The 13,941-nt window shown below is 64.0% G+C and carries 12 protein-coding genes; 9 read left to right on the top strand and 3 right to left on the bottom strand.

Annotated elements, in window-relative coordinates; all coding sequences use genetic code 11:
• Nucleotides 1-34: 34 nt before the first annotated feature.
• The 6 genes from CDV44_RS11860 (at nucleotide 35) to ftsB (ending at nucleotide 8,657) form a co-directional block, all read left to right on the top strand.
• Nucleotides 35-2,860 (top strand): DNA internalization-related competence protein ComEC/Rec2, encoded by a 2,826-nt coding sequence (locus tag CDV44_RS11860; protein WP_087688218.1) that lies wholly within the window; start codon nucleotides 35-37, stop codon nucleotides 2,858-2,860.
• Between the two features lie 136 nt (nucleotides 2,861-2,996).
• Entirely contained in the window at nucleotides 2,997-3,827 is an 831-nt protein-coding gene (locus CDV44_RS11855; protein ID WP_087688733.1) for an alpha/beta fold hydrolase, read from the top strand.
• Between the two features lie 123 nt (nucleotides 3,828-3,950).
• Nucleotides 3,951-5,609, top strand: a complete 1,659-nt coding sequence (locus CDV44_RS11850; protein WP_058379394.1) for a CTP synthase — start codon at nucleotides 3,951-3,953, stop codon at nucleotides 5,607-5,609.
• A gap of 33 nt (nucleotides 5,610-5,642) precedes the next feature.
• Nucleotides 5,643-6,497: a 3-deoxy-8-phosphooctulonate synthase gene (kdsA, locus tag CDV44_RS11845; RefSeq protein WP_087688217.1), complete on the top strand. Its 855-nt coding sequence runs from the start codon at nucleotides 5,643-5,645 to the stop codon at nucleotides 6,495-6,497.
• Nucleotides 6,498-6,888: 391 nt separating this feature from the next.
• Nucleotides 6,889-8,172, top strand: coding sequence for a phosphopyruvate hydratase (gene eno, locus CDV44_RS11840; protein WP_058379392.1), 1,284 nt, complete (start codon nucleotides 6,889-6,891; stop codon nucleotides 8,170-8,172).
• Nucleotides 8,173-8,243: 71 nt separating this feature from the next.
• Complete coding sequence (gene ftsB / locus CDV44_RS11835) at nucleotides 8,244-8,657, top strand: cell division protein FtsB (protein ID WP_087688216.1); 414 nt, start codon at nucleotides 8,244-8,246, stop codon at nucleotides 8,655-8,657.
• A gap of 101 nt (nucleotides 8,658-8,758) precedes the next feature.
• Here the strand turns inward: ftsB and CDV44_RS11830 are convergent, their stop codons facing one another.
• The 3 genes from CDV44_RS11830 to CDV44_RS11820 form a co-directional block, all read right to left on the bottom strand.
• Complete coding sequence (locus tag CDV44_RS11830) at nucleotides 8,759-9,211, bottom strand: hypothetical protein (protein ID WP_140413359.1); 453 nt, start codon at nucleotides 9,209-9,211, stop codon at nucleotides 8,759-8,761.
• A gap of 7 nt (nucleotides 9,212-9,218) precedes the next feature.
• A complete protein-coding gene (gene hslO / locus CDV44_RS11825; RefSeq protein ID WP_087688214.1) occupies nucleotides 9,219-10,154 on the bottom strand; it encodes an Hsp33 family molecular chaperone HslO in 936 nt (311 codons plus the stop codon).
• 236 nt (nucleotides 10,155-10,390) lie between these two features.
• Nucleotides 10,391-10,915 (bottom strand): gamma carbonic anhydrase family protein, encoded by a 525-nt coding sequence (locus CDV44_RS11820; RefSeq protein WP_058379389.1) that lies wholly within the window; start codon nucleotides 10,913-10,915, stop codon nucleotides 10,391-10,393.
• 49 nt (nucleotides 10,916-10,964) lie between these two features.
• Between CDV44_RS11820 and CDV44_RS11815 the strand changes: the two genes are divergently transcribed.
• The 3 genes from CDV44_RS11815 (at nucleotide 10,965) to CDV44_RS11805 (ending at nucleotide 13,934) form a co-directional block, all read left to right on the top strand.
• Complete coding sequence (locus CDV44_RS11815; RefSeq protein ID WP_371328752.1) at nucleotides 10,965-11,942, top strand: ferritin-like domain-containing protein; 978 nt, start codon at nucleotides 10,965-10,967, stop codon at nucleotides 11,940-11,942.
• 74 nt (nucleotides 11,943-12,016) lie between these two features.
• Entirely contained in the window at nucleotides 12,017-12,907 is an 891-nt protein-coding gene (locus tag CDV44_RS11810) for an alpha/beta fold hydrolase (RefSeq protein WP_087688213.1), read from the top strand.
• A gap of 193 nt (nucleotides 12,908-13,100) precedes the next feature.
• Nucleotides 13,101-13,934 carry a 3',5'-nucleoside bisphosphate phosphatase gene (locus tag CDV44_RS11805; RefSeq protein ID WP_087688212.1) on the top strand — a complete coding sequence of 278 codons (834 nt, stop codon included), beginning with the start codon at nucleotides 13,101-13,103 and terminating at the stop codon, nucleotides 13,932-13,934.
• Nucleotides 13,935-13,941 lie beyond the last annotated feature (7 nt).

Here is a 13,941-nt window from a genome sequence, read left to right as displayed (position 1 = left end):
TCGTGAGGACCTTTTGCCATGACGCGGTGACGTCATGAGAACCGTGCTGCTCGCGTGGGTCGCCGGTATCTGGTGGCTGCAACAGTCGGCGGTGCTTCCCTCTACGCGATGGATTGCCGTGGTCAGCCTCGTTGCGGGTGGTGGGCTGATGGCGGTTGGGGGCTGGTTTTGGTTGCGTTCGCGGGGGCTGAATGAACTCGATGCTCTCCGGCGCGCGTGCCTCCTGATGGTTCTGGCCTCATCTGCTGCCGTGCTGGGCTTCACGTGGGCCGGGCATCGTGCTGGTCAACGATTGGCCGACGCCTTGCCGGTGGCGATGGAAGGCCGGGACATTATCGTGACAGGCGTTGTCGCCTCGCTGCCGGTCGGTACCGGTGGCGGACTGCGCTTTGTCTTCGATGTGGACGCGGCGTTTCTTGAAAAAAGCCGGCGCGAACGCAAGGGCGAACTGCGGGAGCGCGCGGGGACTGTTGACTCGCCTGATGCCGAGCCGACGCGACCCGTGGTGGCTGTGCCGCACCGTATTCAGCTTGTCTGGCCGGGGCAAACGGGCAGAAACCAGCGCCTTGTTCCGAGGGCAGGCGAGCGATGGCGATTGCCGGTGCGGCTGAGTGTGCCTCGCGGCTTTGCCAACTGGCATGGTTTCGATGCAGAATTCGCCGCGTTTTCGCAAGGGATTCGTGCAACCGGCTATGTCCGGGCGAACGGCAGTCGCGCAAGTCGCCGCTCCGACGGAAGACGCGATCCCGGCGGAACACAAGATGCATTAGGGCGGTCGGCGCAACGCGGCGCGCCCGCCGCGCGCCGCCTCGATGCCGGTCCCGTGCCCGGTTACCGGCTGGCCGCGTGGCGTGAGCGGTTGCGCGACGACTTTCGTGCCGCGTTGGCGCCTGACGCTCGCTACGGCGGAGTGCTAATGGCGTTGGCGCTGGGCGAGCGTGGCGATATCGCGCCGGACGATTGGCAGATCTTCGCCGATACGGGCGTGAGCCATTTGCTGGCGATTTCCGGACTGCACGTGTCGCTGGTGGCCGGGGCGTTGGCATCGCTCGCGGGGTATTTGTGGCGGCGCTCGTTCGGCCTGCATGTCGGTCTGCGCTTCGGTTTGCCACTATGGTGGCCCGCACCCAAGGCGGCAGCGGTGGCAGGGTTGGTGGCGGCAGTGACCTACGGCGCGATTGCCGGGTGGGGCGTGCCGGCGCGACGGGCCGTCGGCATGGTGGCGATTCTGGTCCTCGCGCTGCTGACCGGGCGCATGGCCGCGCCCTCGTATGTGCTGGGGTGGGCGCTCGCTGTCATTGTCGCGTTGGACCCGTGGTCGGTCGTCAGCCCCGGCTTGTGGTTGTCGTTCGGCGCTGTCTCGGTGCTGGTGCTTGCGGGACGCCGCAGAAACGAAACCGAACGTCGTCGCGCGAACGGGGGCGGGCGAGCGCAACCGCAACCGCAACCACCATCTGCGGTTGATCCGATCGTCGACCGGTTCGAGCAGAGTGCGCTCGCGCGGTGGCGACAAGGGTTTCGGATGCGATTCGGGCAGGCGGTCCGCGCACAACTCGCGATCACACTGGGGATGGTGCCGTTAACACTGGCTTGGTTCGGAACGGTGCCGTTGCTTGGGCCGCTTGCCAATGCGGTCGCCATCCCGGTCATGACGCTGATCGTCACGCCGTTGGCGTTGCTGAGTTTGCTGTTGCCCGCAGCGGCGGCGCAGGTCGCGCTTGCCATCGCCCACGAAACTGTCGTCTGGCTGGCGGAAGGGCTGCGGATGTTGTCCCAATGGCCGTGGGCGGTCTGGCGTCCCGGCATCGCCCCGGTCTGGACGATTGCGCTGGCATCCGTCGGCGTGGCGGCGTGTCTCTGGCCCGCGTCGGGCTGGGTGCAACGCACGGGGGCACGCTGGGTGACGCTGCGCCTTACCGGTTTCGCGTTGCTATGGCCCGCGCTGCTTTCGTCACCACAGCGGCCCGCCGCAGGCGATTTTCGCGTGACGATGCTGGATATTGGACAGGGCAACGCCGTCCTCGTCGAGACAGCGACGCGCACGCTGCTGTTCGATACAGGGCCGCCGCTGGGCTCGCGCGCGGATGCCGGGCAGTACGTCATCGTGCCGTATCTGCGTGCGCAAGGCGTGGCGCGACTCGACGGGCTCATCGTGAGCCATGCCCACGACGATCACTACGGCGGGGCAATCAACGTGCTCAAGGCGTATCCGTCGACCCCGATGATCTCGTCGTTGCCGGGCTCGCATCCTGTCCGGCGCGCGGCGCAGTCGCATCGTACGTGCCAGTCGGGGCAGCAATGGACATGGGACGGTGTGACGTTCCGATTCCTGCATCCCGATACACCGACCCTGCGCGCCGGGTGGGCAGGGCGAATTGGCCCGAACGGTCTCAGTTGCGTCCTCCACATCGCCAATGGCCGTCACAGCGCGTTGCTCGCCGCCGACGCCGAAGCGCCGCAGGAGCAACGCTTGCTGACGCGGTTCCGCCGAAGTCTGCTGCATGCCGATGTGTTGCTCGCCCCGCATCATGGCAGCTTGACGTCATCGACTCCGGCGTTCGTGAAAGCGGTTTCGCCGCATCATGTCGTGTTTCAAACGGGCTACCGCAACCGCTTCGGACACCCGCGTCCGGCCGTCGTCTGGCGCTATCGCGTCGTGGGAGCTAGCGTTTGGCACAGTGTTCGGCACGGGGCGGTGCGGTTCTCCTTTTCGCGGCGGGGGATCGACGCTTTGGCCTACCGCGACGTCCATCGGCGATATTGGTCAGCGTGGTCGGCGGACGATTCGGGTGTTTCCCCGGCCGCAGGCCCGCCCGATTCGACGGAAACCTCTACCGGTCGCGGGCAGACGGTTCGCTAGAATGGTCCGGCGAGCGCGGCCAATCGGTGCTGAATGTGCTGAAGTGCGTTGACCAAGTGGGTTGACGAGCGCATTGACGAGTGCACTGATGAGTGCACTGAATAACGCGGGTGCGCGCCAAGACCAAAAAGATTCCATGACAAGAGACATCATCCATTTTTCGCACGGCAACGGCTTTCCGGCTGGCGTGTACCGCAAGATGCTCGGCGCATTGGCCGACGAGTACGACGTGCGCGCCATCGATCGTATCGGCCACGATCCGCGCTACCCGGTGACGCCGGGGTGGCGCTATCTGCGCAACGAGCTCGTCGACACCCTCACGCGCCAATATCACGGCGAGCCGGTCTGGCTCGTCGGTCATTCCCTCGGCGGATTTCTCAGTCTGATGGCGGCGCTCAAGGCGCCGCAGTGTGTGCGGGGTGTCGTCATGATCGATTCCCCGATCGTCACGCCGGGCTGGCGCACGCAGATGTTGCGACTCGGGATGCTGACCGGTCTCTACGAACGGATGTCGCCGGCGGGGGTAACCAAGAAGCGCCGTGATCGCTGGCCGGACTGGGAGTCGGCCTGGCAGCATTTTGCGAGCAAGCCGGTGTTCGCCAGTTGGGATCAGGATGTGCTGCGCGACTATATCGACTGCGGTACCCTGCCGACTGGCGAGGGCGAAGCCCGGCGGCTGGCGTTCGCGCGCGAGATCGAATATCGCATTTACCTGACATTGCCGCCGCTGCTTGCCGTGCGGGCGATGCGCGGGGTGCCGGTGCCGGTGGGGTTTCTCGCGGGCACTGAGTCGCGCGAGCTGCGTCAGGCCGGCATGCGCGCGACGCGGCAAATCGTCGGCACGCATTTGCGTTACGTGCACGGCACCCACCTGTTCCCGATGGAGCGCCCGCTCGAGACGGCCGCCGCTGTACGCGACATGCTTGCGGAACTGCGCGGGGGTTATCGCCGGCCACTCGCCGCCTGAGCGCGTCAGCCTTGCTGGGAACGGCGCACGCGACACCTGTCAAGGTCAATATTTGCCGTTTGGCACGTCGAGGGCAGGGCTGCTTTCGGGTATAATCCGGCTTTCCCGCGAGCAATTACTGCGATGACTAAATTCGTTTTTGTCACGGGCGGCGTGGTTTCCTCTCTTGGTAAGGGAATTGCTGCCGCATCTCTGGCCGCGATTCTCGAATCGCGTGGCCTAAAAGTCACCCTCCTCAAGCTTGACCCCTACATCAACGTCGATCCGGGCACGATGAGCCCGTTTCAGCACGGTGAGGTGTTCGTTACCGAGGACGGCGCAGAAACCGACCTCGATCTTGGCCATTACGAGCGCTTCATCAGCGCCAAAATGCGCAAGGCGAACAACTTCACGACGGGCCAGATCTACGAATCGGTGATCCGTAAGGAACGCCGGGGCGAGTATCTCGGCAAGACCGTTCAGGTCATTCCGCACATCACCAACGAGATTCAGGCGTTCGTCGAACGCGGCGCGCGCTCGGCATGGGACGGCCATCCGGACGTCGCCATCGTCGAAATCGGCGGTACGGTCGGTGACATCGAGTCGCTGCCGTTCCTCGAAGCCGCACGTCAGATGAATCTGCGTCTGGGCCGCAACAGCGTGGCCTTCGTGCACCTGACGCTCGTGCCGTACATCGCGACGGCCGGCGAACTCAAGACGAAGCCGACGCAACACAGCGTGCAGAAGCTGCGCGAGATCGGCATCATGCCGAACGTGCTGCTGTGCCGCGCCGACCGTCAGATTCCGGAAGACGAGTGCGCCAAGATTTCGCTGTTTGCGAACATCCCGCAGGACGCCGTGATTTCGGTGTGGGACGTCGATACGATCTACAAGATTCCGCAGATGCTCCACGATCAGGGCATGGACAAGATCATCTGCGACGAACTCAAGCTCGAAGTGAAGCCGGCCGACCTGTCCATGTGGACCCGTCTGGTGCAGGCCGTCGAGAACCCGAAGCACGAAGTGACGATTGGCATGGTCGGCAAGTACGTCGATCTGACCGAGTCGTACAAGTCGCTCATCGAAGCCCTGCGTCACGCCGCGATCCATACGGAAACGCGCGTGAACATCGAGTACATCGATTCGGAGCAGGTCGAGAAGGATGGCACCGATGCGCTCAAGCATCTGGACGCTATTCTCGTGCCGGGCGGCTTTGGCCGTCGGGGTACCGAAGGCAAGATCAAGGCGATTCGCTTCGCCCGCGAGAACCGCGTGCCGTACCTGGGCATCTGCCTGGGCATGCAGCTCGCCGTGATCGAATTCGCGCGTGACGTCGCCAAGCTCGGCGGTGCCAACAGCACGGAATTCGACCCGTCGTCGCCGCACCCGGTCGTGGCGCTCATCACCGAGTGGCAGGATCGCGACGGCAAGATCGAGCAACGTACGGAAGATTCGGATCTGGGCGGCACGATGCGCCTCGGCTCGCAACGCGTGCCGGTCAAGACCGAAACGCTGGCCTCGCGCATCTATGGCGACACGGTCAACGAACGTCACCGTCACCGCTACGAAGTCAACAATCACTATGTGCCGCAGCTCGAAGCCGCCGGTCTGGTGATCTCGGCACGCACGCCGACGGAAAATCTGCCGGAAATGATGGAATTGCCGCAGCAGGTACACCCGTGGTTCGTGGGCGTGCAGTTCCACCCGGAGTTCACCTCGACGCCGCGTGACGGCCATCCGCTGTTCAAGGCGTATGTCGAGGCGGCGCTGGCAGGTCAGCAGTCGCGCAAGAAAGCGGCCTGAGGCTGAGCTGCGGGCGAGAAACAAGGAGTTCCCATGAAGCTGTGCGGTTTCGAGGTTGGCCTGAACCAGCCGTTTTTCCTGATTGCAGGCACCTGCGTCGTCGAGTCGGAGCAAATGACGATCGACGTCGCCGGTCAGCTCAAGGAAATGACGGACGCGTTGGGCATCCAGTTCATTTACAAGTCGTCGTTCGACAAGGCGAATCGTAGTTCGGGCAGGTCGTTTCGCGGCCCGGGCCGCGAGGCCGGTCTGAAGATCCTCGAAGAAGTGCGCCGCCAGCTCGGCGTGCCGGTGCTCACCGACGTGCACACCGAAGAGGATGTGGCTGTCGCCGCACCCATCGTCGACGTGCTGCAAACGCCGGCATTCCTGTGCCGCCAGACTGATTTCATCCGTGCCTGCGCCCAGTCGGGCAAGCCGGTGAACATCAAGAAGGGGCAGTTTCTCGCACCGCACGACATGATCAACGTCATCGACAAGGCCCGCGACGCAGCTCGCGAAGCCGGTCTGCCGGATGACGTGTTCATGGCTTGCGAGCGCGGCGTCTCGTTCGGCTACAACAATCTGGTCTCGGACATGCGCTCGCTGGCGATCATGCGCGAGACCGGTGCGCCGGTCGTGTTCGATGCTACCCACTCGGTGCAATTGCCGGGCGGGCAGGGCACCAGCTCCGGTGGTCAGCGCGAATTCGTGCCGGTGCTCTCGCGCGCTGCCGTGGCCGTGGGCGTGTCGGGCCTGTTCATGGAAACCCATCCTGATCCGGCCAAGGCCCTTTCGGACGGCCCCAATGCCGTGCCGCTCGGCCGCATGCGCGAACTGCTCACGACGCTCAAGACCATTGATGCGGCCGTGAAGCAGGGCCAGTTCCTGGAAAACAATTTCAACTGAAATGAGACACACCGTCCTGGGGGCACTATCAGTACGCCCACAGGACGGGTATAGCGGTGCGACGCCTTGGCAGCCTGGCGTCGAGTCGTTAAGCTTGTCGCGCAGCGGGACAAAGTGCCCGCCGCGGGGCGAGCCCCAAGGAGATGCCAGCGTGCCGTACGCCGAGCGCACCGACGACATCGATGTCACCCCACAGGCCGCCGTGCCTCATTTCGAGGCGCCGTTGTTCCCCCGTTTATGTAATGCCTTGCCGGTGCGCGCGCGAGCGCGGCATCGGTGCCTACGTCAGGATTCGGCGCGCTTGTTCGCGCCCGGCGTGGGGTTGGCTTGACGGGCTGCGGCGCGATGCAGGTTCCCTTTAGCGTTTTGTCTTTCAGATATTGAGGAATTCATGAGTGCAATCGTAGATATCATCGGGCGCGAAGTGCTGGATTCGCGTGGCAACCCGACGGTCGAGTGCGACGTGCTGCTGGAGTCGGGTGTGATGGGCCGCGCAGCGGTGCCGTCGGGCGCATCGACCGGTTCGCGCGAAGCCATCGAGCTGCGTGACGGCGATAGCAGCCGCTATCTTGGCAAGGGTGTGCAGAAAGCTGTCGAGCACATCAACACCGAGATTTCGGAAGCCATCATGGGTCTGGACGCCGCCGAACAGGCCTTCCTGGACAAGACCCTGATCGAGCTGGACGGCACGGACAACAAGTCGCGCCTCGGCGCGAACGCCATGCTGGCCGTGTCGATGGCCGTGGCCAAGGCCGCCGCTGAAGAAGCCGGCCTGCCGCTGTATCGCTACTTCGGCGGTTCGGGCGCGATGCAAATGCCGGTGCCGATGATGAACATCGTCAACGGCGGTGCGCACGCCAACAACAGCCTGGATATCCAGGAATTCATGGTGATGCCGGTCAGCCAGACCAGCTTCCGTGAAGCCCTGCGTTGCGGCGCCGAAATTTTCCACGCACTCAAGAAGATCATCGCCGACAAGGGCATGAGCACGGCCGTGGGCGACGAAGGTGGCTTCGCGCCGAACTTCGCGTCGAACGAAGAGTGCCTCAAGACCATTGAGGAAGCCGTTGAGAAGGCCGGTTACCGTCTGGGCGACGACGTCGTGCTGGCGCTGGACTGCGCATCGACCGAGTTCTTCAAGAACGGTAAGTACGAGCTGGCCGGCGAAGGCCTGTCGCTCACGTCGGAAGAGTTCGCCGATTATCTGGCCGCGCTGTGCGACAAGTTCCCGATCGTGTCGATCGAAGACGGCATGTCGGAAGACGACTGGGCCGGCTGGAAGATCCTGACCGACAAGCTGGGCAAGAAGGTGCAACTGGTCGGTGACGATCTGTTCGTGACCAACACCAAGATCCTGAAGCAAGGCATCGAGCAAGGCGTCGCCAACTCGATCCTGATCAAGATCAACCAGATCGGTACGCTGACCGAGACGTTCGCCGCGATCGAGATGGCCAAGCGCGCCGGTTACACGGCCGTGGTGTCGCATCGCTCGGGTGAAACCGAAGATTCGACGATCGCCGATATCGCCGTGGGCACCAACGCCGGTCAGATCAAGACCGGTTCGCTCTCGCGTAGCGACCGTATCGCCAAGTACAACCAGCTGCTTCGCATCGAGGAAGATCTCGGCGATATCGCGACGTACCCGGGCAAGGAAACGTTCTACAATCTGCGCTAATTCCGATTCCCGGGAAGTGAGCCCCGAGTCCGCTCGGGGCCCCGTTCCCGGATTTCCTGCCAGGCGAAAGCATGCGAATGGTGACCTTGGTACTGGTGCTGCTGTTGGCAGTCATTCAGTATCCGCTCTGGTTCGGCCACGGTGGTTGGTTGTATGTGCACGAACTGCGCGACCAACTGAGCGCCGAACAGCAGAAGAACGAGCAGTTGAAAGAACGTAACGATCGTCTTGCCGGCGAAGTGCAGGATTTGCAGGAAGGCACGTCGGCGATCGAGGAACGCGCTCGTTTCGAGCTGGGGATGGTCAAGGACGGCGAGGTGTTCGTGCAATTCGTCGCACCCGACGGCAGTAGCGGCCCGCAAGCCGCCTCGGGCGCCGACGCGCCCCTCGTGTCGTCGAACGAACCTGCTCACAAGACCGTGGGCAATACGCCGCCCGCAGCGCCTGCCTCGCAGGCCAAGGGCAAGAAGGCGCAGCATCACTGATCGCTGCTACTGCTGCTGGCAGGATCGGTGGCACGGAAGTCGTACGTTGAATGAAAAAGACGCTCAAATGAGCGTCTTTTTTTATTGTGTTTGCCGGGACGTCAAAAGCCGAACCCGACCCCAACCGTCGTGCGTGGCCCGTACCACCCGGGGCCGTAACCGCCCGGTCCGTACCACCCGGGTCCGTACCATCCCGGCCCGCCCCAGCCACTGTAAAAGTAGGCGTTGCTCGCGTAGCTGCGCATCGCATCGTCGATGGCGCGCTGAAGGCGCTCGCGCTCGATCGTACGTTCCTGCTCGTCGTAGATGCGTTTGTTCAGGCGCGTCAGGTCTTGCTGCTGCTCGGCCGTCAACGCGGCTGCGGCCTGCGCCGGCTGCGATTCCGGCAAGCGGGCGGAAGGGGCGTCCGGCGGCGGCAGTTGCCATTGCGCGCAGCCCGCCACCAGCGTCAGCAGGCACGCACCCGCCGCGCCGACCATCCGTTGAATCGGTGATCGAAGCGGTGATCGACGCCGCGAGAGGCGGGCGGGGGAGGCGGGCTGCGGTCGGGTCATGTCGACTTCAATGATGCTGCGAAGGCGCCGAGTGCGGCTGCTCCGAGAACAGTTGCGCCGCGTCCACCTTGTCGAAGTGATAGGTCTGACGGCAGAACTCGCAGGCTACTTCCACATTGGGGCGTTCGTCGAACACGCTCATCACTTCGGCTTCGCCGAGCGTTCGCAGCATGTTGGCCACGCGCTCGTGCGAGCAAGTGCAACGAAACGAGACGGTTTGCGGATCGAACACACGCACGGTCTCTTCCCAGAAGAGGCGGTGCAGCAGCGTTTCGCGGTCCGTCGAGAGCATTTCATCGCGCTTGAGCGTATTGCCCAGTTGGCAGACACGGTTCCACGTGTCCTCGTCGATCTCCGGCGCACGTTCCGCGCCGCTACCCGCCGTGCCGCCGTGTCCCGGCAGCTTTTGCAGCAGGACGCCCACGGTGCGGGTATCGTCGCTCGCCAGCCACAGGCGCGTATCGAGCTGTTCCGAGTGGTGCATGTAGTGTTCGAGTACCGAGGCCATATCGGGCAGCGGGCCATGCTCGTCGGACAGCGCCACCACGCCCTGATAGGGTTGCTGACCCGGTTGCTTGACGCGCGGGTCGAGCGTGATCGCAAAGCGGGCGCGGCCATTCACGTTGACCATCGCCTTGAGCGAGGCGTCGTCCGGAATATCGCCGCTGTACTTGGCGGTGGCACGCATCGTGAAATCGGCATTGCACTCGACCACGATCATGCTGACCGGGCCGTCACCGTGCAGTTGCAGAACGAGCGCGCCGTCGAACTTGATGTTCGCGGTGAACAGGGCGGCAGCGGCCATCATTTCGCCAAGCAGATGCCGGACCGGTGCCGGGTAGTTGTGACGTTCGAGCACGGCACGCCAAGTGGTGTCGAGGCTGACGTATTCGCCTCGCACGGGCGCGGCGTCGAACATGAATTTTTGAAGCTGATCGGACACGGTCGAATTCCTGAAAAATGCGGCAACGCCGGCGAATCGTGCCTCAGAAAGGCGCGCGCAGGGCCGGCGGTTGACGTGGATGCTGCAATATCTGGGGGCACGCGCCGCATTTTCAACACTGGGGCCTGTTTTGACCGGTTTTGCCGGTTTTGGGCCGATTTAGCCCATTTAGCCCATTCTCGAGGGTGCCTATGCACCGGGCCCGCCGGCGCATGCAACGCCCTCCCTTCACCTGCTTAGCCGATGCGCACCAGTTGTTCCTTGAACACCTGACGGCGCGACGCATACGTATCGGCGTTGCGCTTGAGATTGGCCACTTCTTCATCGGTCAGCTCGCGCACCACCTTGGCGGGGACGCCAAGGATCAGCGAGCGGTCCGGAAACGTCTTGCGCTCGGTCACCAGCGCACCGGCGCCGACCAGACTGTCGCGGCCGATGACCGCGCCATTGAGCAGCACGGCCTGGATGCCGATCAGCGAATTCTCGCCCACCGTGCAGCCGTGCAGCATCGCCTGATGGCCGATGCTCACGCCTTGCGCCAGCGTCAGCGGGAAACCCGGGTCGGCGTGCAGGACGGCACCTTCCTGCACATTGGTACCGACGCCCACGCGAATCGGTTCGTTATCGCCGCGAATGGCAACCCCGGGCCAGACGCTGCTGTTCTCGGCAAGGACCACCTCGCCGATGATCGTTGCGGTGTCTGCCACGAAAGCACTTTCGTGGATCTGCGGGGTCTTGTCTCCAAGTTTATAGATCGGCATGGCGGCTTTGGTTCGCGGTTAAAATCGACGAAATTGCTATTGTAACGTCATGCCCGATTTCACTCCTGCGCCCGGCGGTGACAGTGCCGCCCGCGTCAATACGCCTGATTCGTCCGCGTCTGCCCAAGCCCTCACCATGTCTGGCGAGCCAACGTGTGCCCGCGAGCGGGCGCTGGCGCTGCTGCGGCAATGCGATCCGTTCGTGAAGGCGGCGGGCGTGATCGCCCTGCGAGAGGCAGTGCTCGCCGGGAACGCGATCTGGCAGCCCGCGCGCCAGTTGAGCGCGATGCCGGACGGCGCCGAGGAATCCAACGCATCCGGCGCATCGGGCGCGGCGGGTGATCATGATGGCGTCGATGAGCCCGGCATCCCGGGGCGGCCGGCCGAGCCCCGTCTCGTCTCGCCGCGCGAGCTGGAGCACCGCGCCGTGACGACCGTGGCGGGCCGCGCGGCCCTGCTGCACGCGCTCACGCATATCGAGTTCAATGCGATCAATCTGGCGCTGGACGCCTTGTGGCGCTTCGATGGCCTGCCAAATGCGTACTACGACGACTGGATGCTGGTTGCCGCCGAAGAGGCCTATCACTTCTCGTTGCTGGCCGAACATCTGACGACACTGGGCGACGATTACTGCTACGGATGTTTCCCCGCACACGACGGCCTGTGGGTGATGGCGCGCAAGACGTCGGGCGACTGGCTCGCACGCCTGGCGTTGGTGCCGCGCACGTTGGAGGCCCGGGGGCTGGACGCCAGCCCGCCGATTCGGGCCAAGCTGGCGAGCGCGGGCGACAAGGCCGGCGCGGCGATTCTCGACATCATCCTGCGCGACGAGATCGGTCACGTGGCCATTGGCAACCGCTGGTATCGCTGGGGTTGCGAGCGCGCCGGTTGCGAGCCCGTCGAGACCTACGCCCGGCTGGCCGCGCAATACGGTGCGCCGCGCCTGCGCGGTCCCTTCAATCTCGAAGCGCGCCGCGCCGCGGGTTTCGACGACGACGAATTGGCCGCGTTGCAAGCGGGCGGGTGAGGCGCCGTCCTGTTTTTGATGCCGATATACTCGACTTCTCCTAATTGTTTCGATCTTCACTATCTGGCGGCGTCATGACCGATTCGCGATCCGAGTTTCTCACCGTGCGCGGCCTGCGCCACCATGTTCGGCAATGGGGGACGCCCGGCGCACCGAAGTTGTTCCTGTTGCATGGCTGGATGGACGTGTCAGCCTCGTTCCAGTTTGTGGCGGAGTCGCTGGCGCAGCGCTGGCATCTGCTCGCGCCGGACTGGCGGGGTTTCGGCCTGACCGATTGGCCGGTCGCTGACGGCCGCAGCGGCAGCTACTGGTTTCCCGACTATCTCGGCGATCTTGAAACGTTGATCGACGTGTATGCCGAACCGGGTGAGGCCATCAACCTGATCGGTCACAGCATGGGCGGCAACGTGGCATGCCTGTACGCGGGGGTGCGTCCGGCACGTGTGCGCCGCCTCGTGAATCTGGAGGGTTTCGGTTTGCCGCCGTCGCAGCCGCTGGCAGCGATTCGACAACTGGGCCGCTGGCTGGACGATCTGCAAAATCCACCGACATTGCGCCCGTATGCAACGCACGCCGACGTGGCCGAGCGCCTGCGCAAGACCAACCCGAGATTGTTGCCGGCACGCGCCGAGTGGCTGGCGCAGCGTTGGGCACGTCAGGCGCGCGACGGGCAATGGCATTTGCTGGCCGATGCTGCGCACAAGATGACGAACCCCTATCCCTATCGTCTGGATGAAGCGATGGCGGTGTGGGGCAATGTCAGCGCGCCGGTATTGCATGTGGAGGCCACCGATTCCGAGGTGTTGCGCCACTTCGTCGGGGCGCAGGGCAAGGCGGTTTTCCGTGAGCGATTCGAGGTGTTTCCGAATCTGACCGAGGCTTTCGTCGACGATGCCGGGCACATGCTCCATCACGATCAGCCGGAAGCGGTGGCGAAGTTGATCGACGACTTCTGCCGCGAGTGACGTCGGCTTGACCCGCAACGGTGAAAACGCGTTGCCAGCCCGTCTGGCGAGCCGTTGCGCACGCGCCGTACCGTGCCTCCAAAACCACATGGCAACTCGCATCGCGTCCACTTGAGCGGTAGAATGAACACGTCATACGACGTCATGCGCCGGATTCCGGCGCGAATGACGCGTCATCGCCTGGCGGCACATCATGTTCAACGCAGATCTTCATTGTCATTCCAAAGTGTCGGACGGCACGCTCTCGCCGTCTGAAGTGGCGCAAGTCGCGGCCGATGCCGGGGTCGACCTGTGGGCGCTCACGGATCACGATGAAATCGGCGGTCAACGCGAGGCGAGGGCTGCGGCCGAAGCGCTGGGCATGCGTTACGTCAGTGGCGTGGAAATTTCGATTACGTGGGCCAATCGCACCGTCCATATCGTCGGCCTGAACATCGATCCCGAGAATGCCGCGCTGGTGGCCGGGCTGGCCGCAACGCGTGGCGGGCGCGCCGATCGCGCGAAGCTGATGAGCGAACAACTGGCCGTTGCCGGGATTCCCGATGCGTATGAGGGCGCGCTGCGCTTCGTCGGCAACCCCGACCTGATTTCGCGCACGCACTTCGCGCGTTATCTGGTGGAAATCGGCAAGTGTGCGTCGGTGTCCGACGTCTTCTCCCGTTATCTCGCCGAGGGGCGGCCGGGTTATGTGCCGCACCGCTGGGCTACCTTGCAGGACTCGGTGAAGTGGATTGTCGGTGCCGGCGGCATTGCCGTCGTGGCGCACCCGGGGCGCTACAAATTCACGCCGCTTGAGTTTGGCGCACTGTTCGATCAGTTTCGCGAACTGGGCGGCGAAGGCATCGAAGTCGTCACCGGCAGTCACACGCCGGATCAGTATCGCGAGTACGCCGAGGTTGCGCGTCAGTATGGCTTTCTGGCCTCGCGCGGCTCGGATTTCCATGGACCGACCGAGAGCCGAGCGCTTCTCGGCAAGCTGCCACCGTTGCCGGACGATCTCGTTCCCGTCTGGAGCCGCTGGCAGTAAATTTACG

It is taken from the genome of Pandoraea sp. PE-S2R-1 (assembly GCF_002179865.1).
Lineage (GTDB): Bacteria > Pseudomonadota > Gammaproteobacteria > Burkholderiales > Burkholderiaceae > Pandoraea.
Note: the sequence above shows the minus strand (reverse complement) of the source record. Positions and strands in the feature narration are given on the sequence as shown.

Excerpts from the sequence above, each read along its gene's own strand:
- CDV44_RS11860 (WP_087688218.1), top strand. The coding sequence starts at position 35 with ATGAGAACCGTGCTGCTCGCGTGGGTCGCCGGTATCTGGTGGCTGCAA.
- CDV44_RS11855 (WP_087688733.1), top strand. The coding sequence starts at position 2,997 with ATGACAAGAGACATCATCCATTTTTCGCACGGCAACGGCTTTCCGGCT.
- CDV44_RS11850 (WP_058379394.1), top strand. The coding sequence starts at position 3,951 with ATGACTAAATTCGTTTTTGTCACGGGCGGCGTGGTTTCCTCTCTTGGT.
- kdsA (WP_087688217.1), top strand. The coding sequence starts at position 5,643 with ATGAAGCTGTGCGGTTTCGAGGTTGGCCTGAACCAGCCGTTTTTCCTG.
- eno (WP_058379392.1), top strand. The coding sequence starts at position 6,889 with ATGAGTGCAATCGTAGATATCATCGGGCGCGAAGTGCTGGATTCGCGT.
- ftsB (WP_087688216.1), top strand. The coding sequence starts at position 8,244 with ATGCGAATGGTGACCTTGGTACTGGTGCTGCTGTTGGCAGTCATTCAG.
- CDV44_RS11830 (WP_140413359.1), bottom strand. The coding sequence starts at position 9,211 with ATGACCCGACCGCAGCCCGCCTCCCCCGCCCGCCTCTCGCGGCGTCGA.
- CDV44_RS11820 (WP_058379389.1), bottom strand. The coding sequence starts at position 10,915 with ATGCCGATCTATAAACTTGGAGACAAGACCCCGCAGATCCACGAAAGT.
- CDV44_RS11815 (WP_371328752.1), top strand. The coding sequence starts at position 10,965 with ATGCCCGATTTCACTCCTGCGCCCGGCGGTGACAGTGCCGCCCGCGTC.
- CDV44_RS11810 (WP_087688213.1), top strand. The coding sequence starts at position 12,017 with ATGACCGATTCGCGATCCGAGTTTCTCACCGTGCGCGGCCTGCGCCAC.
- CDV44_RS11805 (WP_087688212.1), top strand. The coding sequence starts at position 13,101 with ATGTTCAACGCAGATCTTCATTGTCATTCCAAAGTGTCGGACGGCACG.